The sequence below is a fragment of the Psychrobacter immobilis genome (assembly GCF_904846225.1).
Lineage (GTDB): Bacteria > Pseudomonadota > Gammaproteobacteria > Pseudomonadales > Moraxellaceae > Psychrobacter > Psychrobacter immobilis_F.
Window position 1 is genome coordinate 12,936 of record NZ_CAJGZJ010000025.1, and the last position, 22,624, is coordinate 35,559.

At 43.7% G+C, this 22,624-nt stretch carries 17 protein-coding genes; 6 read left to right on the forward strand and 11 right to left on the reverse strand.

What is annotated here, in order from left to right; all coding sequences use genetic code 11:
* The first annotated feature begins 267 nt into the window (after positions 1-267).
* The 3 genes from nadA to JMX48_RS12540 all read left to right on the forward strand — a co-directional run bounded on the left by nadA (position 268) and on the right by JMX48_RS12540 (position 4,450).
* Positions 268-1,407, forward strand: a complete 1,140-nt coding sequence (gene nadA, locus JMX48_RS12530) for a quinolinate synthase NadA (RefSeq protein ID WP_201538311.1) — start codon at positions 268-270, stop codon at positions 1,405-1,407.
* A gap of 1 nt (position 1,408) precedes the next feature.
* The gene (gene nadB, locus JMX48_RS12535) at positions 1,409-3,343 is read left to right on the forward strand and encodes an L-aspartate oxidase (RefSeq protein ID WP_201538313.1); all 1,935 of its coding nucleotides are present in this window, start codon (positions 1,409-1,411) and stop codon (positions 3,341-3,343) included.
* Between the two features lie 222 nt (positions 3,344-3,565).
* Entirely contained in the window at positions 3,566-4,450 is an 885-nt protein-coding gene (locus tag JMX48_RS12540; protein WP_201538315.1) for a phosphatidate cytidylyltransferase, read from the forward strand.
* Between the two features lie 20 nt (positions 4,451-4,470).
* Here JMX48_RS12540 and JMX48_RS12545 read toward each other — a convergent pair whose 3' ends face one another.
* The 3 genes from JMX48_RS12545 to JMX48_RS12555 are packed head-to-tail and all read right to left on the reverse strand — an operon-like array spanning position 4,471 to position 9,246.
* On the reverse strand, positions 4,471-5,316 hold the full coding sequence (locus tag JMX48_RS12545) for an SDR family NAD(P)-dependent oxidoreductase (RefSeq protein ID WP_201538317.1): 846 nt from the start codon (positions 5,314-5,316) through the stop codon (positions 4,471-4,473).
* Positions 5,313-6,527 (reverse strand): patatin-like phospholipase family protein, encoded by a 1,215-nt coding sequence (locus tag JMX48_RS12550; RefSeq protein ID WP_201538319.1) that lies wholly within the window; start codon positions 6,525-6,527, stop codon positions 5,313-5,315. The genes JMX48_RS12545 and JMX48_RS12550 overlap by 4 nt, the downstream gene beginning before the upstream one ends.
* Positions 6,517-9,246 (reverse strand): alpha/beta fold hydrolase, encoded by a 2,730-nt coding sequence (locus tag JMX48_RS12555; protein ID WP_227688014.1) that lies wholly within the window; start codon positions 9,244-9,246, stop codon positions 6,517-6,519. The genes JMX48_RS12550 and JMX48_RS12555 overlap by 11 nt, the downstream gene beginning before the upstream one ends.
* A gap of 227 nt (positions 9,247-9,473) precedes the next feature.
* On the opposite strand from JMX48_RS12555, the gene JMX48_RS12560 reads away from it, so the two are divergent.
* Positions 9,474-10,382 (forward strand): lysine exporter LysO family protein, encoded by a 909-nt coding sequence (locus JMX48_RS12560; protein ID WP_201538323.1) that lies wholly within the window; start codon positions 9,474-9,476, stop codon positions 10,380-10,382.
* Positions 10,383-10,503: 121 nt separating this feature from the next.
* On the opposite strand, the gene JMX48_RS12565 is transcribed toward JMX48_RS12560, so the two are convergent.
* From JMX48_RS12565 to JMX48_RS12580, 4 genes are all read right to left on the reverse strand, one after another.
* Entirely contained in the window at positions 10,504-11,211 is a 708-nt protein-coding gene (locus JMX48_RS12565) for an OmpA family protein (RefSeq protein ID WP_227688015.1), read from the reverse strand.
* A 58-nt stretch (positions 11,212-11,269) separates the two neighbouring features.
* Positions 11,270-12,460 (reverse strand): hypothetical protein, encoded by a 1,191-nt coding sequence (locus tag JMX48_RS12570; RefSeq protein WP_201538325.1) that lies wholly within the window; start codon positions 12,458-12,460, stop codon positions 11,270-11,272.
* A 51-nt stretch (positions 12,461-12,511) separates the two neighbouring features.
* Entirely contained in the window at positions 12,512-13,789 is a 1,278-nt protein-coding gene (locus tag JMX48_RS12575) for an FAD-dependent monooxygenase (protein ID WP_201538327.1), read from the reverse strand.
* Between the two features lie 210 nt (positions 13,790-13,999).
* Positions 14,000-15,310: an FAD-dependent monooxygenase gene (locus JMX48_RS12580; protein ID WP_201538329.1), complete on the reverse strand. Its 1,311-nt coding sequence runs from the start codon at positions 15,308-15,310 to the stop codon at positions 14,000-14,002.
* Positions 15,311-15,903: 593 nt separating this feature from the next.
* Between JMX48_RS12580 and JMX48_RS12585 the strand changes: the two genes are divergently transcribed.
* Positions 15,904-16,992: a PhoH family protein gene (locus JMX48_RS12585; protein WP_201538345.1), complete on the forward strand. Its 1,089-nt coding sequence runs from the start codon at positions 15,904-15,906 to the stop codon at positions 16,990-16,992.
* Between the two features lie 246 nt (positions 16,993-17,238).
* Here JMX48_RS12585 and JMX48_RS12590 read toward each other — a convergent pair whose 3' ends face one another.
* Together JMX48_RS12590 and JMX48_RS12595 are read right to left on the reverse strand one after the other, a co-directional pair.
* Complete coding sequence (locus JMX48_RS12590) at positions 17,239-18,705, reverse strand: histidine kinase dimerization/phospho-acceptor domain-containing protein (RefSeq protein ID WP_201538331.1); 1,467 nt, start codon at positions 18,703-18,705, stop codon at positions 17,239-17,241.
* A 1-nt stretch (position 18,706) separates the two neighbouring features.
* Positions 18,707-19,423 (reverse strand): heavy metal response regulator transcription factor, encoded by a 717-nt coding sequence (locus JMX48_RS12595; RefSeq protein ID WP_201538333.1) that lies wholly within the window; start codon positions 19,421-19,423, stop codon positions 18,707-18,709.
* A gap of 165 nt (positions 19,424-19,588) precedes the next feature.
* Here JMX48_RS12595 and JMX48_RS12600 point away from each other — a divergent pair, with 165 nt between their 5' ends.
* Complete coding sequence (locus JMX48_RS12600) at positions 19,589-20,353, forward strand: DUF305 domain-containing protein (protein WP_201538335.1); 765 nt, start codon at positions 19,589-19,591, stop codon at positions 20,351-20,353.
* 266 nt (positions 20,354-20,619) lie between these two features.
* On the opposite strand, the gene JMX48_RS12605 is transcribed toward JMX48_RS12600, so the two are convergent.
* Entirely contained in the window at positions 20,620-22,044 is a 1,425-nt protein-coding gene (locus JMX48_RS12605; RefSeq protein ID WP_201538337.1) for an aspartate ammonia-lyase, read from the reverse strand.
* Positions 22,045-22,280: 236 nt separating this feature from the next.
* Entirely contained in the window at positions 22,281-22,571 is a 291-nt protein-coding gene (locus JMX48_RS12610; RefSeq protein WP_201538339.1) for a LysR substrate-binding domain-containing protein, read from the reverse strand.
* Positions 22,572-22,624 lie beyond the last annotated feature (53 nt).

Consider the following 22,624-nt stretch of genomic DNA (forward strand, 5'->3'; position numbering starts at 1 on the left):
CTGACGTTGTAATCACATCAAGTGAGAGATGGCATCCGAAAATGACAGATGACAGATGACAGATGACAGATGAAAAGTGAGAGGTAATATTCAAAAGAAAAGAAGAGAAATTCTACTTTAGCTTTAGTGCTTGAGATAGAGAACTTAAAAAATACTTGTTTTTATGCTCAAAATGAGCATAATTAAGACAGTTTATTCTGAGTCCTATTTAATTGACCGACTTTTAACGGCATGTCATTTGTCGTTACTGCACCAAAGGTTACCCTTATGAAAATTTATCCGTATGACGCACCCAAGATGAGCAATGACAATCGCATTGTGACTCAAATGGATATCGACTATGCCAAAGCCAAAATACCAGCAGATTTGCCACGTACAGAACGCATCGCTGTCGAAGAAAATATCAAACAATTATTAAAGGACAACAACGCTGTACTGGTCGCCCATTACTATGTCGATCCTTTTATTCAGGATTTGGCGTTAGCAACGGGTGGCTGCGTCGGTGATTCGCTTGAAATGGCGCGCTTTGGTCAAGCGCATAGCGCGCAAACATTGGTCGTTGCTGGCGTGCGTTTCATGGGCGAATCAGCAAAGATATTGAGTATGGAAAAGACAGTGCTTATGCCAGATTTGGAAGCGGAATGCTCGCTTGATTTGGGTTGTCCTGCTGATGCGTTTTCCGCATTTTGTGATGCTCATCCAGAGCGCACCGTCGTGGTCTACGCCAATACCAGTGCCGCCGTGAAAGCGAGGGCTGATTGGGTAGTGACATCCTCCGTCGGTATCGACATCGTTCATCATTTACATGCACAAGGCGAGCCTATTATTTGGGGGCCTGACCGTCATTTGGGTAAATACATCGCGCGTGAGACGGGTGCAGATATGTTGCTCTGGCAAGGCTCATGCCTCGTACATAATGAGTTTAAAGCCACAGAGCTGACTCAATTAAAGCAGGAATATCCAAACGCAAAAGTGTTGGTACATCCTGAATCTCCCGATAGTGTCGTTGCGCTTGCAGACGTGGTTGGCTCGACTAGTAAACTGCTGCAATCAACTTATGAGATGGACGCCGATACTTTCATCGTCGCAACCGACTTAGGTATCTTACATGAAATGCAAAAACGCTCACCATCTAAACGCTTTTTGGCAGCGCCAACGGCTGGAGAAAGCGCCAGTTGCAAAAGCTGTGCATTTTGTCCATGGATGGCAATGAATGGTTTGCAAGGTATTGAGCAGTGCTTAACCGATAAGAGCGGTGAAGTGCTGATGACACCTGAGCTGGCAGTAGCAGCCAAAAAACCCTTACAACGTATGCTTGATTTTGCCGAATCACAAAAACAACGAGTGGCCGCTAGTGGTGACATCGTTAAAGACCGTGCGCTGTTTGCCAATGTCGGAGCCGCCTAATATGAACGAGGCATTTAAGGCAAATAAAAAAGGACATATCGCTGATGATAGGGCAGAAACGGACGTCCTAATCATCGGTGCTGGGCTTGCAGGCTTAAGCACGGCACTATCTTTGCCAAAATCGCTAAACATCACGGTATTGAGCAAAGCGGCGCTTGAGGTTTGCTCCAGTCACTATGCGCAAGGCGGTATCGCCGCAAGCTTGGATAAAAACGATTCTATCGCTAACCATATTGCTGATACGCTGGTCGCTGGCGCAGGATTGTGTGATGCTGATAACACCGCCCGCATTCTAAGCGCTGGTCAGCAAGCCATCGAATGGCTATGTGCGCAAGGTGTGCCTTTTACCCAAATGCCTCAGCATTACAGTCAGCAAAAACCACTAGTTGAGTTGAACACTGATGACCTGCATTTGACCAAAGAAGGCGGTCATGGTTGTAGACGAGTGGCACATGCTGATGATGCAACGGGTCGGCACATCATGGAAGCGTTGAGCGTAAAAGCCCACGCTGCAAATAACATCACTATCCTGCCCTACCATGAGGCGCTGGATTTACTAACGTCACCATTCAATGATAGTGGCTCTTTAAACGTTACTGACGCTGGTGTTCATGCTGGTTATGATGCTAAGTATTGCCATGGCGCGCTTGTTTTCGATCATAAAAATCAGCGTCAACTTACCTTTCGCAGTCGTGCCGTCGTACTGGCCAGTGGCGGTTTAGGACAATTATTTAAGCGAGCCAGCGCGCCCAATGTCTGTGTCGGCGACGGGGTGATGATAGCATGGCAAGCAGGTTGCCGCTTAGCAAATCTAGAGTTTATACAGTTTCATCCGACAGGTTTGGCGCTTAGCGATAGCAGCTTTTTGATATCCGAAGCGCTGCGCGGTGAAGGTGGCCGATTGTACTGTCCGCAGACAGGCACACGCTTTATGCTAGATATCGACGCGCGAGCTGAACTTGCACCGCGAGATATCGTCGCTCGTGCCATCGCAGAGCAAATCCATAATAATGGTCTTAGCTATGTCCATCTTGATGTCAGTCACTTGCCAGCGACATTTATAAAAACGCATTTCCCGCAGATTTATCAAACCTTGTTAACGCTTGGTATTGATATGACCATTGAGCCTATTCCAGTGGCCCCGACAGCTCATTACAGCTGTGGCGGCGTGGTTACATCTGCCGATGGTTTAACCGATGTGGCAGGGCTTTATGCGGCTGGTGAAGTCGCCTACACTGGCTTACATGGTGCCAACCGCTTGGCAAGTAATTCTTTATTAGAGTGCGTGGTCATTGGTCGCAATATTGCCACTGATTTGCCACGCTATTTAGAAGCACTCACTGAACTCAATACCCTTTCGTATTATAAAAATCCTCCCCAATCAGCCTTTGATGTTTGGATACCGCCAATACTGAAAGAAACCCAGCCCGTTACATTATCTGCCACCCCTTTGGCTGCACTCGACACTTATGAGCATAACGCCCTGCAAGATGAGCTAAACACTGATAATGAGTTTATGGAAATAACTGCCCAGCTCAAAGTATTAATGACCAATAACATGGGTATCACGCGTTATGCTGAGCAATTAAAACAAGCACTGATAAAAATTGAGCGATGGCAACGACAGACAGCTAATTATAAAGCCAATCATTGCAATATAAATAATGAGAACAGTGCTATGAGCTCGAATCAATTAGCCAGTTTTCAGTTAGCGCGGCAACTACAATTAGCGACACTCATTATTCAGTCGGCTTATCAACGTATTGAAAGTCGCGGCGGCCACCATAGAAAAGATTATCCAAATTTGGCGTCAAACCCTCAAATAAGCGTGATTGAGCCATTATTAGACAGTCAAGAAGATAACATTAGTTGCTTAATTCAGCCTATAATCACTTATTCAGGCGCTAGAATAGTCAAAACAGCGGTCAATATCTAATATAGTCGATCCACTATAAAGTGGCTACAGTGCTACTGGAATAAATTTTACGTAGCCTCTGGCAGCAACGGCCCAGCAAGCAAGAAAAATTTGTCCCAGTGGTGCGTAATAACATTTGCGCCTCTTTTATCGAGGACTGACTATAGCGATTAAGCATTGCTAATCTAGCCACTTATAAAGCAGAAAATGCTTGTCTTTTATCTACTTCAAAGTACTAAGAATATGGCTACTGATATATGGTTTGTTATCGGACTCATGATGGTCGTCAGTTTGGTTTGGGGAATGCTGGCCATACCTCATCTACGCACTCGCATGCCAAAAATATATCTCATCGCACGGTCTTGGTGGTTTATGCTAGCGGCGCTGTTTATTTGCTACGTCGTTGCCAAGCTGGACAATAACAGTCCGCACGCTCAACATCACCCTTATCAGTGGCTGCTTATTGCGTTTTTTATGCTTATTGGATGGCGTGGTATTTTTGAGATCAGACGTTTGTGGTGTATAAACAGCAAATCACGTCTTATTCTCAAGCTCCAAGCGCGTGGACTACAACCAGAGACGGTATCCCATGAGAAACCTGTAGAGTCTATCAACTCGTATAGCCGTCTAAATTTGCTGGATCTACTCTTTAGTAGTGCCTTTGTTTTACTCACTATTAGCCTGATTGCATTACAACAATTGACGTGGCAGCGCGAGCAATATGGTGTTCTATTATTTGTGCTATTTGCTAGCCAGTTCAATGACATTTCCCAATATTTATGTGGGCGATTACTTGGCCGCAAACTGTTTAAACGTGGTCTCGCCCCAATTATTAGTCCAAACAAAAGCATTGAAGGCGCTGTTTTCGGGAGTTTTTCCGCGGCTATATTGGCCACATTTTTAGGTGTTTGGCTCACACCTTTTAGCTGGTGGCTGTGTTTGCTGGCAGCCTACGGTTTGGCGGTGAGTGGTATCGCTGGAGATTTATTAGAGTCCGCATTCAAACGTCAGTACGGTGTAAAAGACACCGGTACCTTAATCGCTGGACATGGCGGTGTATTAGACCGAGTAGATAGTTTACTCATTGGTGTGCCGTTATTTACCCTATTATATTGGCTGCTCGGTTAGGGTCTGGTGAAAGCGTAAAATTAATTCTTTTTGTCGAGCTTATTGCGTAAAATCAAATTCAATAATGGCTTGGGTAAATGGTTTAGCACTCGGGTAATATAGCGCATAGAGCGTGGAAATATCGCCAGCTCAACATCTTCTTCAATCGCTTGCATGATATGGGCAATGGCCGTTTGCGTGCTCATGATAAATGGCTTATGGCTGGCATCGCCATTATTCAAATCACGCAGTGCTTGGGTATCAATATAGCCTGAGGCAATACAGTTTACTTGTATATCATAAGGCGCAAGTGCCAATCGATAGGCACTGGCAGTGGTAATCATCGCGCGTTTGCTTTTGGCGTAGAGACTGCCATAAGGATAATCAATGGTGCCGGCGATAGAAGCAATGCAAATAAGGATTGGCCTATCATCCTTGGCAAAATCTGATGATTGACTCTGAATTTTTAAGCACTCACTGGCCCATCTAAAAACCTGCTCGAACGCTTGCAAATTGACTGCTAATATTTTATCACTGTCTACTTGGTTTAGATGATGAATACGCTCATTTAAGTAGCTACCAGCGCTATAAATCACTCTTTGAAAGTTTGTCTCTGACAACTTATCCAATAACTTTTGTGTTTGAACACTATCCGTTAAATCACAGGCATAAGTATGGATACTAGCATATTGGCTATTGATATACTCTATCTTAGCAGCGCTACTTCCAACGACGCTGACTTGCCAGCCAAGCTGTCGATGATGTAATGCCAAGGCTAAACCAAGACCACTCGTGCCGCCAACAACAATAATGTGCGGTGCTATATTTTGATAATTGGAGTTTTGGCTATGATTATTGAATTCAAACTGCCCTAGGTTTTTAGTCATAAACCTTGCTGCTTAATATAGTCAGCCGTACGCTGATAGCCATATTGCCATTGCGCCTGCATTTGCTGCACAAAGCCATCATAATCGCTATGTATCAATTCAACCATCATTTGCTTTAGGTTAAAACGCTTTTGTACATTTTGACCGACTAATTGCTGGGCATTATCTGCAAACGGTAACCAATGTATTTGATTCATTTGATGATTATTTTTAGCAGAATCAGTCATTGATAACGGTTGTGTTAAGTCATAACCATGCACTTGTGCCAAACGTTCATTCGGGTTAAAACCAAAAACGCGCTGAATCGCAGGAGCAGCAAGCCATGAATCATAACCTGCTTTAGTCTCTGCAAATACCGTTTCTGCCAGCTGGCACGCAAGCTCAATGGGCGTGAGATTAATCACCCCGCCCAAACACCAGCCAAGCTCCTTAATATAAGTGGGCGGTAGATAATACATATCTGCCAGCGAAGCACGAACCGCTGCTGCAAAATCCCACTGGCTCAAAACTTTAACAGACTCATGTATGCGTCCATCAGCAAATGCATGAGCAGGTGATATCATTATTTCATCAGCTAAGTCTATTGCCGATGTTGCCAAACTCGGCGGCGCAAATAGTACCTCTTGTAGCGTTAGCTTTTCATCAGAGGGATTATCAGAGGCAGACGTTTGATACAGGCGGCTAGCGATAATGGCGATTTCAGGGGTTATGTTATTGATATCACCACCGGATTTATCAGGGTCATTTTTGCTAGCAGAAAACTGGGATAATTCATCAAGCCATTGCGCTTCATTATCAATACGAAACATCGCCAACTGCTGCAATTCATCTAATAGTCGCTCATAGTTGTCTGTCTGCTGATACCTTCGTCTATGAGACTTTTGCTTTGATAAATGCCAACGTTTAAGGGCGTGGGTTATATAGCGTATTTTTAAACGTCTCGTTGCTTCATTTGGCGTGACGTGCCGAATCGCAGTGATAACACGATACAACTCATGGCTACACATCAGTTGCTGCAAGTCATTAGGGTCAGGAGCAAGCTGTACCAAATAAGCAGACAGACTGCCGCCGCAAGTTCCAATGATCAAATCTGGTCTAAGTCCATGCTCAACTAAAGCGGCATAACTCCCCAAATAATAACCAAAACGCGAGCCGCCTCCAGAAAAAAGCTGCACACGCTCATAAGGCTTTGTACGGTTATCACTCATCATTGGTTGATGCTGTTTTAATCGCTAATGACACGGTAAAGATACCAAAACGATCGATACGCATCGCCACTTTTTTGAACCCTGCGCGCTCGACCAATTGATCCATCTCGGCTTGCGAGCGACAGCGCATGACCCAACTGCTGCCACGATGATTGTTTAAGGTTTTACTGATAAATTCTTGTTCAGGATGCCACGGCTGATTGGTATAAATTAAATAACCATGAGATTTTAAACTCTTATAAATACCTGCCAAAGCAGTCGCTGGTAGCGCATTGTCAGAGAATAATTCAAACACCCCAGAGGCAATAGCGATATCAAAACCTGTATTTTGCAATGAGGTTTCTTTAACGTTCTTGTTTTTGTCGACACGCTGATAGCTCACCATATCAAACGCATCTTTTTGACACGTGATGACTCGATTGGTCATCTCTAACCGCGCCGCCTTAGCTTGCAGTGCTTGGATATTATGCGACTCATAATCCCGTAGCTCAGCATGTAAGTCTGTAAACTCTGTCAATAAATCAAACGCATAAAAGCCATGCCCACTAGCGATATCTAGCAATTTTGGTTGGTATACATCAGCATCTGTCTGATGGATAATGTTAATATCTGCCAGCGCCTCACGTGCCAGCTCTAATATATGCTCACGTCGGATGCGAATACCTTGCCAACCGATATTACTCAAATAAAATTTATCGACCACGCGACCAAACTTATTCTGACCACTCGGCTGATTGTAATAAACATGATCAAGCGAGTGACCAGAATCAAACCCATGCTCAAGCCCCGTTGCAATCGCATCGCTCACATGACCAAATTTTTGCATAGCAAAACGAGTCATCGCAAAGCTTGGATTGAATGGCTTAATCGCCAAACGATCTACTTTGTCTTTACTGGCACTATTCAGATGAGCGGCACTTAAATCAGGCGCGGTTACTGGCGTACTAAATACTTGCTCAGCAAAGTCAATACAGTCGGCAAAGATATCTGCCTTATTGGTCTCGTGAAAGAGGGCATGATAGCTATCTGGATACAATTGCCAGCGTTTAGTCGTGGTATTAATCGCCTCATAAAAATCACGCTCCGACTGCTTATCCACCACGTAATCTTTGCCTGCACATAATACAAACGTCGGTACGGTGATTGCGCCAGCATCATCGAGCAAACGCTGCCCTGTGGCATGCGTGTCGATCAGTAAATCGGTCGAGATACTGCTCGATATCAGCGGATCTGCATTGTAGGCTTGCTGCGCGGCTTTATCATGGGTCAATACCTGCGCTTTGACGTAACTACTGACACGTGACATCACACCAAGCGCACGCGCCACCTTGAGCGACGGTATTGCAAATGGCATATACAAGCGAATACTTAAGGCGGGCGTGCCCAATATCATACCGCGAATATTGGGCGCATAGTCATGCACCCATGCTGCTGCTAATACCGCACCAATACTGCTGGCGACAATCAAGGTATCTTCGATAGTAATGCCCGTTTGTGCCATGACCAGTTGCACAAAATCGTTTAAATCACGCTCAAGCTCGGTGACACTTTCGGCATGATCCTTGATACCGCCTGAGCGTCCATTACCGCGTGCATCCCAAGCAAATACTTGATAGCCAGCGGCAGCAAACTGCACGCCAAGCTCTGCCAGTCGTCCCGAATGCTCATGACCACGGTGTAATAAAATGACTTGGCGTAACGTTCTCGTAGCTGTTTGCGTTGCTTCTTTTATTTCTAACTGCGTCTTAATATCGGCTAACGGCATAGTCAGCCAATAGCGATAATAGATTGCCGTACCGTCATAGGCGTTGTAGCAATTTTCACCATTTATAATTTTGGATGCAGGCGAACTCAGTTTATCTGCAACCTGCTCTGTTGCTGCTTGATGATTTATAGAGGTGGTTGGCATTGTCTTGGACTCCAATGGGCACGCTTTAATAGTAAAAGAATTTGGCAAAAAAGTATCAACAGATGACGTAGTAGATTGATTAAAATTATCATGATAACTGTCAGCACAAATACGTCTAAAAGGTAAACTTTCTATTGATGCAGTACTTTCTGATCTGAGCGCTGGCGGCTGACGCATCAAGTATAAATCGGCCATGTAACGCAGTCGATTGAAACATGTTTTTAATAACAGCATCTCTGTCAATACGACCAGCTGGGCGATTCTCATATAAGAGAACGATAACGGTATTTTGACACCCATAAACGTCCCCAATACACCCAATAGAAAAGCCCGATCGCTTTTGCCCAAAGGTCCTTGGTTGGCTCGAACGCCTAAAGCTGTATTACTCACTATGGCTAGCAGCTCCGTAGAAAGACTAAGCGTAATTAGACTGCTAACATAGTGCTGGCTGACGGGTAATTTGCCTGGTTTTTTATCAGAAATATGCGGCGTAAGACTGGCTAATAATGCCGTATCTGCGATGATATCGCCCATCTCATTAAGTATCGCGCCAAGCCTTGAAGCTTGCCCATGTTCACGTGCCATCATACCGTCAATGGCATTGAGTGCCATACGAACGAACAACGATGAAGGCAATACAAGCCATAGCGTTTGCTGCTCAATGGCTGGCTTGGCAACCACATAAGCCGTACCAGCACTCAACAATACCGCTGATACCGTGACTTGATTGGCGGTAATTCCTTGTTTTACCAGCGTATTACTCAACGGTCGCAGCTGATCTTGAAATTGAGATTTAAGGCGATATAGCGACATGATATTAGCCAAGTACTTTCAATACTTTAATGTAGCAACAAATGTTGGTAAGGTAAATACTTGTTCCTACTATATTATCGATTTGCCAATGAACTTGATTATCAGTTTACCAATGAACTGGGCCGTGAGCATTACTCTATGGCGCGCATGTCTACATTGTTGCTCAATATGTTACAATCTTCAGCTTCTTGAAAATGCCTTGTTAAAAATGCTGCGAGCTAATTACCATGCAAAGCCTAATTACCCTTGTTCTGGTATTAATGCCAATGTTTATTGGCTTTGCCATCCCCTCTCACCCAACCATGACCAAGTTTGCAGATAAAGGCTTGTCTTACTTGGTGTTTATCATCCTAGCACTCATTGGTATTGAGCTATCACAAGTCGAAGGCTTAGGCAGTCAAGTTGGCGAAATCACGCTATACGTCACTGTATTATCTGTCTTGACGGTTGGGACGGGTTTATTCGCCCTCATGTTCTTTGACCATATACGTCCATGGCACGCCAAAAAACCGAGCGTAAAATCAAAAGAGCATCGCGTCAGTATTCGTGGCAGCTTGGCACAAGTGGTTTGTGTGGCGATCGGTATGGTCATTGGCTATCTTTTACCTACGGATTACATGCCTCCTGAAAACACCATGACAGTGTTGCTCATGATATTAATTTTACTGGTCGGTATTGGGTTAAAGGGTTCAGGTATTACACTCAAGGAAGTCATGTTGAATAGACGCGGTGTCGAGATGAGCGTCATCTTCACGCTATCAGTATTAGTGGGCGGGCTTGTATTTGCGCTGCTATTCACTGATGTGTCATGGACTCAAGGCTTGGCGTTATCATCAGGATTTGGTTGGTATTCACTATCAGCGATTGTGATGACCGATGCGTATGGCGCTGTTTGGGGTAGTGTGGCGTTGTTTAATGACTTGGTACGTGAGTTTTTTGCGTTATTATTTATTCCCGTCTTTATGCGTAAATATCCATCAGCAGCGGTCGGTCTTGGCGGTGCGACTAGTTTGGATTTTACCTTACCAATTATTCAGCAATCAGGCGGATTGAAAGTCGTGCCGCTGGCGATTAGTTTTGGCTTTATTATTAATATTGTCTCGCCCGTGCTGATGGTAGTGTTTTCGGCGCTTTAAATTTATTACCAATAACACATTTTTTGAGGCGTAGTCTGATAGGATATCGACACTAAAAAAGAAGGCCTGTTGAAATAAAAATCATAAGCTTAGCATTATAACTTTAGCCTCATTTATATATCTAAAACTGATGACAAATTGCTTGATAGTTCTGAAATGAGTGCATATTGCCATTATCTTTACTGGCATAAAAACCATTTACCGTTTCGGTCTTACCATAGATACGCTGATTCATTGATGCGCCTTCTTCATTATCGTTAGGTGCAATTGGCATATTATCAGCGCAATCAAAGCTATAAATTTTATCAGCAGCTACGCCTCTATTAATCAAAGCATTTTTTATTATCTGTGCACGCTCATGTCCTAATTGAAGTTTATAAACTTTTGCTTGATTCATTTTTTTGTTTATATCTAATGATATTTGGTTAGCTTCAGGCTCAGAGATATGACCAGACAAAACCACTACTAACTCAGCATTGCTATGCATTTTTTCAGCTATTTTTTTTACTTCTGATAAGTATTTTGTTTGCAGCTCATTGCTGTTACGCTCAAAAAATACTCTCAGCTCCATGGTAATATAATCTACTGAGTCATCAAGCATCGGACAGCCTAACTCATCTACTGCCACATTCGTTGGCGTTTTTGGGCAATAATCGATTTGATCTAAAACTCCATCACCGTCTGAATCAGTATCTTCTGCTTGCATCGTCCTAATATTTTCATCTTGAGGCGTAGTTTTTGGCGAGGCAATTTCGGTAGTTTGACAGCCTACTAAAGTTATAGATGCGGTTGATAATAAAACGCTATAGCATTTTAGTTTAATAGTCATAGTCCTTCTTCCTTGAAACAGTTAAAAGCTCAATTTTATTTATAAATCAAAATATGATTTACGCCATCGGCAAATCTGTATCCGCCTGACAAGCCTTATCATGCCACTTAACAAACTCATTAATCACATTCTGAGCTGAATGCTTATTAACATCACCACCAGAAAAGCTCTCAATATAACGGCATGCTCGGTAGCTTTTAGCATATTTATCATAATCAGCAATCCATTGCTGACGTGCCACAAGCTCTTTTTGGGTTTGTGCTTTCTGATCATCAATGCAACTACTTTCATCGAACCAGAAATTTTTAGCGGGGATATCTTTCGCTAAGTGATTGTCATTAACTTCATTCATACGCCATGGCTTGGCAGTGAGCCGCGCCCGAAAACACTGCTGTGCCTGACAGAGACGCACATAATTAGCGTCCGCATGGAAATAGTCAAACCATTCTTCAACCACTTTATGACTTGGTTCTACAACATCATGAGTCGCAATAATGCGAAATCCTGCAGGTGTTTGATATAAACGGAAGGATTCTTGTGGATAACTGGCAACGCGCTGTTTGATTAATTCAGTTATAAAGGGTAGTAGAGAGGCGGTATCATCAGCATATTTTTGCGCACGCATTTTGTCTCTTTTACTGGCTTGTTGCCATAAATAAACAGTTACACCGACCATAACTACTAGTAGCCACAGCCATGACAATCCTAACCAAGAAATGACACTGGCGATAAGTATAAAGATGAAAACAAAAGACCAAACTTTTATCTTTATCGATGACGGCTGGCGTTTATCAGTCATAGATAGACCCATAAAACCTTGTTTATCGTAATCATCAGGATATTTTTGATGTAATAAATCATCATTATCGACATCAATTATCACAATATTGTCAACGTTGACGACCTGAGCTCCATAGCTGTTACGCGTGACAATGAGCTGGGGCGCGGCTGCGCTCTTATTAGATACATCACTTTCTAAGAAAGTACGCTCAGAAATGATTTGCTCACGGATAGGAATGCCGTTGCTTGCGTTATACTCTTCCCTGCGTTCACGACGCACGATATCCTCACCCGCAAGCCAACGATTGTGTGCATCAGCCACTCGTGCTTTAGCGTGATTCAAAGCATCTATTTGACTAATATCTGACCAGCCATAACGCTTGATGGTTGCTTGCTTTTTGGCATTATTAAACTCAGTTCTTGAGTCAAAGCGCTGTTTATATTGCGCCCAGTATTTGGGGATGAGCATAAAACCTTACCTCAGAGTATTGATGTGAACGTTTGGCACTTACTGCTTGACCTAAACCCCACTCGCCTGCTTGGCAAACAATCGCATCAACGGCTTGATTTTGCCAACTCGGTACATGCCTTCACTACGTAGCTGCTGCACAGGACGCATTTGAGCAAGTGACCCTGCAAACAGCCAGTTGAGCGCAGAGAAGCTATGCATCATTAGGCTATTATGCGGACGACGCAGGCGCTCATAAGTACGCAACGTTTGATTGCTGCCCCAAATTTTCCCACCACTACGCGCAAAGTCATGTGCCAATTGTTCGCTTAGCGTCTGCACATCGAGCATGCCCAAATTCAATCCTTGACCCGCCAGCGGATGGACGCCATGCGCTGCGTCACCGATTAATACCAAATTATCAGCGACGTAACTTTTTGCTTGTTGCGCCGTTAGTGGAAAACTGGCGATTGATTCAATCTGTTTGATCGCGCCCAGTTCATAGTTGGTGGCAGCAGACAGCTTGTCCGCGACAAAGCGATCTTCCTCTTCTATCAAGGCCAATGCCTGATTGCGTGGCAACGTCCAGACTATCGATTGCCAGTATTGTGGATTGGCTTTATCGGCATCTGTAATATCTGCTAGCGGCAATAATGCTAGTGTGCCCGTGGGTAACATGGCTTGGCGCGCGGTCGCTTGATGCGGCTTTTCGGTCTGAATCGCACAGCAAATCGCGGTTTGATTATAGTCTAAAGTATCTAGCCCAATCCCTGCTTGTTGACGCACAAATGATCCACGACCATCTGCACCAACCACTAGCGCCGCGTCAATCACCGCACCATCGTCTAAAGTCACACGATAGCCTTGCTCAGCACCCAGCCAGTCCATTCCCACGACTTTTTGCCCAGCAATGACCGTCAAATAGTCACTGACCATATTTTCAGACAAATGCTGCCATAAGGCATATTCGATGACCGCAGGCTCGACCATACTACCTAGTATTTTTGGCGTGAGGTTACTATCGTTGCTATTATTGTTATCACTGCTATCACCAAATAATAACTCACCCATGCCGTTCAATTGCCATACCTGCATTTGCGAGTAGTCCGCTTTACGCTGGGAGGCGGCAATTTTTTGCCAAGCGCCTACGTCCTCGAGTAAATTAATGCTGGCGACACTCAGCGCATAAACACGGGCATCACGTTTACTCAGCATATCTTGCCAAGCCGATTCATCACGCGCAGGACGAGCATCAATCAAGGTGACTGGCATTTTTGCTTGCGCGAGCTTTAAAGCAAGCGTAGCACCGACGATACCGCTGCCGATAATTAGCGTATGGTTGTTTTTCATGCAACATCCTTTATGGAGCGACAGTCTGCTCAGAGTATTTATGAATTGCTTATTATGGATACAGTGTATAGAACACAGTGAGTGCTATTGGGATAAATATTATGTAGCCTCTGTCTGCAATGACGCAGCAAGCAAGTAAAATTTATCCCAGTAGCACAAGACAACAGTTGCACTTCTTTTATTTAGGATAGAATCTATGTGTATTCACGTCTAAGACTTTAAACCCATCGCATAAGTAGCCACTAACGGTTTAATATTTGGTAATTTATCAAAGGCAATCAAAGCCACATTCCGTGCGAGCTTCACTGCTGGATTGGTATGAGTAAAACCATGTACCACGGCATCACAGAAACGAATCACCCTTCTTTGATCTGCTTTTCTGGCTTTTTCATAGCGTGTCAATAATTGCGTGTCGCCGATGTCTTCGCCTCTTAGCACCTGTGCACTCATCATTTGCGCCAGTACATGCGCATCCCTCATACAAAGGTTAAAACCTTGTCCTGCTACCGGATGCAGCGTATGAGCGGCATTGCCCATAATGACACAGCGCCCAGCCACTTGTTTGTCTGCCAACACTCGCGTCAATGGATAAGCACCGCGGCGACCAGCAGCGACAAACTTGCCAGCGCGTTGCCCAAATGCTTGCTGAAGCGTCTCCAAAAAGTGTGCATCATCTTCTAAATACTGCGTTTCCGCGCCTTTGGCACATATCCAAACGACCGAGCGTCTATAGCCTTTTTGATACTCATCATTGCCACTGCCTTCTGGATCAGTCAATGGCAGGACAGCAAGCGGGCCTGCGGGGCTGAAGCGTTCAATCGCGATATGCTCGTGTGGCATAGAAGTCTCGACCACACCAACAATAGCGGTTTGTCCATAATCATAAGTCGTCGTACCAATATCTAATAACTGTCGTACGGTAGAGTTTTGTCCATCGCAAGCGACCAAGACACTGGCTTTTAATTGCTGCTCATGCCCCTCTTCATCATCGTGGCTAACGCTAATTGTGACGCTATCCATCTGCTGATTAACTGCCGTCACAGTGGCTCGATCAATCAAAGTAATCAGTGGTTCTTGCTGAGCCGCTAATAAAAGTTTACGCCCTAGCCAAGCATTCTCCATCACTTGTCCAAATGACTCGACCTTTTCTTCGCCCTTATTAAGCTGAGCACGGCCAAAGCTTCCTTGTTCACTAATCTGCACCGCATCGATGCGACAAGCATGACTTTGTAGCTCATCCCATAGGCCAATTTCTTGATAAATCTGTACCGTGCGACGAGATATCGCCGTGTTGCGACTGTCTAAATAGTGGCTGCGCGTACTGTCATCATTGGGACTAATAGTTGGATAACCGTTTTTTTCAAGCAAAGTACTCGCAATCCCATGATGAGCCAATAGCAATGCAAAGGACAAGCCCACATGACCACCGCCAACGATAAGCACTTGCTGCTCAGTGATGGCTTCTCTCTTTTCAGATAGGCTCTCAGAATTCGGTAGATTTAAATCAGTATCTGGCATCATTATTATTCCTATTATAATTTGTTGAGCAGGCGTTCTGAACGCGATTAGTCGTTGCTAAAAGTTATTTTTATCTTTTGGCGTTATCATTTTTCTTGTACGTTGAGCTCAATGATCAAGCGCTATGATATAACCCATAGATTACCACAAATCGACTCTTATTCTGAGGTCTTAACAGTAGACAAAACGTGTCTCTAAAAAACGACTAACGCGCATATTATCAGCGTATTATAAAATTAATACAGGGGCAACCTTCTAAAAAGCTTAAGCAAGGACGAGCAGTTGCAATCGCCATACAAAAACACAGCCATCTAGTGGATGTATCGCTTGAAATTTAAAAACTATCTACCATAATAAAGACAAGAGATTTACTTATCTGTACGCCTAAAATGAATAATAACTTTTTCAAATCGCCGTTACTTTTGTTTTCACGCTTTATCTTTACGCTTCAAAAGTTTCTACGCTTCAAAATCAATATAGATCTACTGACTATTTACCGTTTAAGCCCGCGACGCTATTAAAACCAAGTCATTGTGTTATGAATATAATATATAGCATCGGGCACACAACATAAGGATAATCGCTTGACTGATTCTATGAGCCGCCGTATAAAGTTTGAATCATTGACGCCAGCACAGCTCAAAACCGTGCTTGGTGAATATAATAATCATATGAAATATATCCAACAACGCCTCGATATTAAAATTAGCCAACGCCAAGGCGACTTTTGCCTCAGTGGCGATGTGACAGGGGTTGAGCGCGGTGAACGTATTATATATAAAATGGTAGATGAAGCACAAAATTCAAAAGACATCAGCGCAGAAGAGCTGCATCTGATTATTCAATCAAGCATCTCTCGTGATGAAGATATAGAAGCCGACGAGCAAAAGGCTAAAAGCATAGAATCTGAAGAAGATTTGGAGGCTAGTGAATTTACGCCCATTAGCTTACGCACCCGTAAAGGTCGTATCATCCCTCGCGGTGGTAACCAGCAGCGCTATGTACAAAACGTACTCAACTCTGATGTGTCATTTGGTATCGGTCCTGCTGGTACAGGTAAGACTTACCTAGCGGTTGCTTGCGCTGTCGATATGCTTGAGCGTAATGAGATTGAGCGTATCTTACTGGTACGTCCAGCGGTAGAAGCGGGTGAAAAACTCGGATTCTTACCGGGTGATTTAACCCAAAAAATCGATCCTTACTTGCGCCCATTATATGATGCGTTATATGAGATGATCGGCGTAGAAAAAGTTGGTAAGTTGATTGAAAAACAAGTCATCGAAGTCGCCCCACTTGCCTATATGCGCGGTCGTACCTTAAACAACTCATTTGTCATTTTAGATGAAGCGCAAAACACCACGCCTGAACAGATGAAAATGTTTTTGACGCGGTTGGGTTTTGGCTCACGTGCCGTCATTACGGGTGATATTACTCAGGTCGATTTGCCACGTGGTACCAAGTCAGGGCTGACGCAAGCGCTCGAAATATTAAGAAATATCGAAGAGATTCATGTCACTAAGTTTGACTCAAAGGACGTTGTACGCCATCAGTTGGTACAGCAAATCGTTGAAGCTTACGATGTCTTTGACAATGAGCAATTGATACTAGAAGAAAAACGCAAATTTGAGCGCATCAAAGAGCAAGAACGTAGACAAGTGATCGCTGACGCGGCCGCGAAATTATAGCCTGAGCCTGATGAGCTTAATGTCTTAATGTCTTAAATTTAAAATAAGAAAACCGGATTATTAGCTAATAATCCGGTTTTTTGCTTTCGATCTTTTTTAGCTTTAATCTTAAAGCGTGATGAATATCCGACCATAGTAGTGACAGTGACTATGTGTGATGATTAAATACACCCTATTATCAGATAATTTAATTCAACTCTCCCACGTTTTTTTGTACGAAATTGACCGCGTAAATTACCCCTATCACTAGTAGATTAGCAGCGCGACACTGACTTGAAAACAGTAGCTATCTTTGACGGTGATGCTTATCTTACCGTTATGAGCCTTAACAATCGCTTGTACAATCGACAACCCCAGCCCTGTACCTGAATGCAATGTATGGTCTTTATGATGCCGATAAAAGCGTTCAGACAATTTATCCACTTCTATCTGTGTTAATGGATGCTCTAATTGGTTGGTGAGTACTATCTTTAGATATCGCGACTCTGATGCAGCTGGCTTGTTTTTCTGCGCTGTCTTTATACTGTTATAAACTACCGTCGAGGCGGCAATAGTAATAAGGCTATCGCTTGCTGCGTAATAAACCGCATTTGATGTTAGATTGGCAAACAGCCTTTGTAACAAGCTGTCATCTCCTAATACGGCTCTAAAATCTCCGCTGCTCTCAAAACGAATACCTCGGTCTTCTGCGATTAATTCGTAATAAGACACCATTTTAATGATCAAAGATTCGACATTAACCGCAGCGAATTGGGAGTCATAAAGCCCTTTTTGTGTTTTTGCCAATAACAACATGTTGTTAATCAAACGTGTTAGCTGTTCAATCGTTTCATGCTGATCATGTAGTTGCTCAACATATTCATGACTGTTTCTTGGTTTGCTTAGCATCACTTGTGTTTGAGTACCCAAGGTCGCCAGCGGCGTACGTAGCTCATGGGCAATATCGTCGGAGAAACGTGATAATGCGACAAAATTGTGCTCAAGCTTAATCATCATGGCATTATAAGCGTCAGCGAGTGGTCGCAACTCACTAGGCATGTCATTGACAATAATGCGATCATCAAGCTGTTCTGTGTTGATACGGCTCATTTTCTGTCTAATGGTCGATAATGGCGCAAATCCTAAGTGCACACTAAAAGCGGCCACAAAAACCAAGATAAAGGTAATGGCAGTTAATATAAGAATTAATTGGCGGTTAAATTGGGCGAGGTATTGATGATGAACATCGATAGGTAGCGCGATGAGTGCCAAACGCTCAGAGTGCTGAATGACAATCGCTCTATAATGGCGATTCTCGATCTTCAAATCAAACGGTTGGTCATGATGCTGCTGCCAAAGATCGGCTACTGAGCGTCTATTCTGTGACCGACTCATAAAGTCTTTAGGAATACTATCAAGGACGCGCCCCTGATTATCGGTAATTACCGTTTTTACAACGTAGTCTAGTCCGGTGTTTTGTAGTGGCTGCGGCCTTTTAGATTGATTGGAACGTGTTGTGTTGTCTTGATTATCAAATGCGCTATCGGTCATATGCTGACGTAAATTAAACGCCGCATGGGTTAAAACCTCTGAATCCATCTGCTCAAAATGACTATTGACTGAGCGTTGAATCCAAAGGTACAAGCAGATTTGGGTAATCACAACACAGAGCGTTAGCAGAAATATCGTCCGCCATAACAATGATAGGCGTCCATCAGTCACAATAGGCGTCATGTTATGGGCTTGCTACTGGTTGTGTTGATTTATGACTGTTATCCATGATTTCTAGTCGATAGCCCATACCACGTACCGTATGTATCAGCTTTACCTCATGATCATCATCGATCTTAATTCTTAAGCGCCGAATCGCCACATCAATGACATTAGTATCGCTATCAAAATTTATATCCCAAACCTGAGAGGCAATGACAGAGCGTGGTAACACCTCACCTTGACGCTCCAATAAAAACTGTAATAAGGAAAATTCTTTTGCCGTTAATTTAATGGGTAGATCATCTCTATGGACGGTGCGTTTAGCGATATCCATCTTTAAATCAGCAATTTGCATCAGGTTGCTGCTGTAGTCAGCCTGATTGGCACGGCGGAGCAAGTTTTTTATTCTTACCAATAGCTCAGCAAAGGCAAAAGGCTTGGTGAGGTAATCATCACCGCCAATCTCAATACCTTTGATGCGATCAGATAAATCATCTTTAGCCGTCAAAAACAAAACGGGCGTGTACTTGCCAGCCGCGCGGTAATTATGCACAAGCTCAAAACCACTGACATCAGGCAGCATCACATCCATGATTACGATATTAAAATCCTCGCTCATTAAGGCATGATAGCCATCAAGTCCCGTAGTGTGATGCTCAACGACAAATCCGGCTTCCGTCAGACCTTTTTTTATATAGTCCCCAAGCGAACATTCATCTTCGACTAATAATAGTTTCATAACAGACACGCGCTGGTTGGTTAGGTTGATGCTATCAATAATAGAGTAATGTCGGCGATATTCCTATAGCATGACTGCCACATGACAGAATTGTCATCTTCGCGTCATGCTGCTGTCAGAATCATTATATTAAGCTACTCAGTATATCTACGTTAAGGTTACATCATGAATATTAATAATAAATCACGCTTAGCCGTGTTAGCGACCAGTATGAGTGCTGCTTTTTTATTAAGCGCTTGTCAATCGGCTAATGAGAAAGTTGAGACGCCTGTAATCAAAGGAGGCGCAACCGTTGAGGCCACTCAAGCAGATTCGCCAGTAGCGGATATACATGCAGGGCATGATATGAGTGCTATGCCTGCAAATGCGATGCCAGCAGATGGCACATCAATGACCCCAATGCTTAAAGACTATACCGAATCCATGACTAAAATGCATAAAGAGATGATGGCTGGTATAAATCATAACAATCCAGATGTGGCATTTGCGCAAGGTATGCTCAGTCATCATATTGGCGCAGTGGACATGGCAAAAATTGAGCTCAAATACGGTACGGATAAAGAAATGCGTCAATTGGCGCAAGAAATCATCGACGCTCAGCAATCTGAGATTAAACAAATGACAGCATGGCTAGCTGATCATCCTGATGACGCTGAACCGACAGCCAACACCAAAGCCATGCAACAAGCCTATGCTGATGGTATGAATGACAGTCACGATGACATGATGACAGGTATCGCTGATCCTGTACCTGATATGGCGTTTGCTCGCGGTATGTTGCCTCATCATATGGGTGCAGTCGATATGGCAAAAGTCCAACTTAACTATGGTAAAGATGCCAAAATGCGGAAGCTTGCTCAAGAGATTATTGACGCTCAGCAACCTGAGATTGAACAAATGCAAAGCTGGATTGCAGCGCATAAAGGCTAGATACAGTACTGCTGGTATGCATGTTTGTGTAATGAGAGTTTTGCAGCCTCTGTCTATGCAGGCACAGCAAGCAAGAAAAATTGATAGCAGCAGTGCGTGATGTATCGATGTTACTTTTCATTGACTATATCGCTTGAATTGAGGCCACACTCTCATTGCAATCAAAAAAGGAACCATAAAGGTTCCTTTTTTATAAAAGCCCATCTAGTATCAATCGATGTTACTTATCATGGTCAATCGATATTACTTATCATGGAAAATTATCTTTATATACTGCTGACCATGCTATCAGGCGATAAAATCGCCGCCAACGCTTCATCACTCAGCAACTTTTCTTGTCGCACCAGTTCAGCCACACCTGAACCACTAAGCAAAGCATATCCTGCGATACGACTGGCATTTTCGTAGCCAATGTGCGGCACCAGTGCGGTCACAATACCGATGCTGTTTTCGACATGTTGCGCGCATCGCGCTTCATTAGCCGTAATACCTTGAATGCACAGCTCATCCAGCATGCGAATCGACTTCTCTAACATACGTGCATTATTCAGCAGATTATAGACAATCAATGGCTCCATGGCGTTGAGCTGTAATTGCCCGGCTTCTGCTGCCATAGTAATCGTCATATCGGTGCCCATAACCTGAAACGCGGCTTGATTCATCGCCTCAGGAATCACTGGATTGACCTTACCCGGCATAATGGACGAACCTGGTTGCCTGGCTGGCAGATTTATTTCGCCCAGACCTGTGCGCGGCCCGCTCGATAATAGGCGCAAATCGTTGCTTAATTTAGACAATTTAATAGACAAGCGTTTGAGTGAACCAGAAAAGGTAATAAACGCACCCATATCAGCGCTAGCGGCTATGAGGTCTTCGGCAAGTGTCACTGGCAAGCCACTGATATCGGCTAACTCACTAGTCGCCAAGCTGGCATAACCCTTTGGCGCATTGATACCCGTTCCGATGGCAGTACCGCCTAAATTCACTTCACATAATTGTAGACAGGCGTGTTCGATTCGAGCCGTTTCATTGCCCAAATCATTGGCAAAGGCGTTAAATTCTTGACCCAACGTCATCGGCACAGCGTCTTGTAGTTGAGTACGACCCATTTTTAGAATACCGCTAAATTCTTTTCCTTTTGCGGCTAGGCTATGCTGTAACTTGGTGATTGCGTCTTTAAGGGGTTTTGCAGCAAATACAATCGCTAAGCGTGCCGCACTAGGATAGACGTCATTGGTCGACTGCGAGCGATTGACATCATTATTGGGATGCAAATGATGATATTGACCATACTCAAAACCCATTTTAGCCAAACCAATATTAGCAATCACTTCGTTAGCGTTCATGTTGGTCGACGTGCCTGCCCCACCTTGGATTAGGTCAACAATGAACTGTTCATGATACTCACCACGAATGAGGTCTGCACAGGCATCGATAATGGCATGTGCTTTATCATCGGTCAGCAATCCATGCTGATGATTGGCTTTGGCAGCGGCAGATTTGACCATAGCCAATGCTTTAATCAGCTCAGGAAAATGACTGATTGGCGTGCCAGTAATATTGAAGTTTTGGTACGCTCTTTGCGTTTGGATACCATATAAGGCAGAGGCAGGAACGGCTTGGCTGCCTAGTGAATCTTTTTCGATGCGAGTAAGGGTTTTGTCACAGATTAGGTTGTCAGTGTGTTTCATGTTTTTTAGGCTTCTTGAGGATGAGGTAAATTAAAGAGGCAAACGCGTCACATTTAAACGGACTGTCTTAGCGTCTTTGAATAAAGCAGAGTCATCGTAACCGAGAATACGGTGCAAGAAAAACGTAAATATTCGACTCTCAGCCCCAAAAATATTGATGCTTAAAGACATTTGTTATAGATAAGCTTGCGCTATTAAAAACAAAAAAAATAGACGCTATAGAATATCAATATAAATCAAAGTCCTAACACCTGCTTTAAGGCGTTAATTTGTGGCTGCTGGCGATCTACATAACGATACGCCAGCACGACTTCTCGGACTAAGCTGTTGTCACCCAAATGATGGACTTTGACTGGCGCAGTACTTCTAATCCATAACCCAGCATAAGGAATCAAAGAGACGCCTAAACCCGACTCAACCATTCTAACGATAGCATCAAGATCGTTGATTTCCATGATCGTATTCACTTTGATGTCTTGTTGTTTAAAGAACCTGCTTAGTTTTGCCGTTCCAAAAATCTTACTCAAACCTAATCAATATTAACTATTGGTTAGGTTTAACGTTTTCTTTCTGCTTCACT

Coding starts and splice junctions, on each gene's coding strand:
- nadA (WP_201538311.1), top strand. CDS start 268: ATGAAAATTTATCCGTATGACGCACCCAAGATGAGCAATGACAATCGC.
- nadB (WP_201538313.1), top strand. CDS start 1,409: ATGAACGAGGCATTTAAGGCAAATAAAAAAGGACATATCGCTGATGAT.
- JMX48_RS12540 (WP_201538315.1), top strand. CDS start 3,566: ATGGCTACTGATATATGGTTTGTTATCGGACTCATGATGGTCGTCAGT.
- JMX48_RS12545 (WP_201538317.1), bottom strand. CDS start 5,316: ATGACTAAAAACCTAGGGCAGTTTGAATTCAATAATCATAGCCAAAAC.
- JMX48_RS12550 (WP_201538319.1), bottom strand. CDS start 6,527: ATGATGAGTGATAACCGTACAAAGCCTTATGAGCGTGTGCAGCTTTTT.
- JMX48_RS12555 (WP_227688014.1), bottom strand. CDS start 9,246: ATGTCGCTATATCGCCTTAAATCTCAATTTCAAGATCAGCTGCGACCG.
- JMX48_RS12560 (WP_201538323.1), top strand. CDS start 9,474: ATGCAAAGCCTAATTACCCTTGTTCTGGTATTAATGCCAATGTTTATT.
- JMX48_RS12565 (WP_227688015.1), bottom strand. CDS start 11,211: ATGACTATTAAACTAAAATGCTATAGCGTTTTATTATCAACCGCATCT.
- JMX48_RS12570 (WP_201538325.1), bottom strand. CDS start 12,460: ATGCTCATCCCCAAATACTGGGCGCAATATAAACAGCGCTTTGACTCA.
- JMX48_RS12575 (WP_201538327.1), bottom strand. CDS start 13,789: ATGAAAAACAACCATACGCTAATTATCGGCAGCGGTATCGTCGGTGCT.
- JMX48_RS12580 (WP_201538329.1), bottom strand. CDS start 15,310: ATGATGCCAGATACTGATTTAAATCTACCGAATTCTGAGAGCCTATCT.
- JMX48_RS12585 (WP_201538345.1), top strand. CDS start 15,904: ATGAGCCGCCGTATAAAGTTTGAATCATTGACGCCAGCACAGCTCAAA.
- JMX48_RS12590 (WP_201538331.1), bottom strand. CDS start 18,705: ATGACGCCTATTGTGACTGATGGACGCCTATCATTGTTATGGCGGACG.
- JMX48_RS12595 (WP_201538333.1), bottom strand. CDS start 19,423: ATGAAACTATTATTAGTCGAAGATGAATGTTCGCTTGGGGACTATATA.
- JMX48_RS12600 (WP_201538335.1), top strand. CDS start 19,589: ATGAATATTAATAATAAATCACGCTTAGCCGTGTTAGCGACCAGTATG.
- JMX48_RS12605 (WP_201538337.1), bottom strand. CDS start 22,044: ATGAAACACACTGACAACCTAATCTGTGACAAAACCCTTACTCGCATC.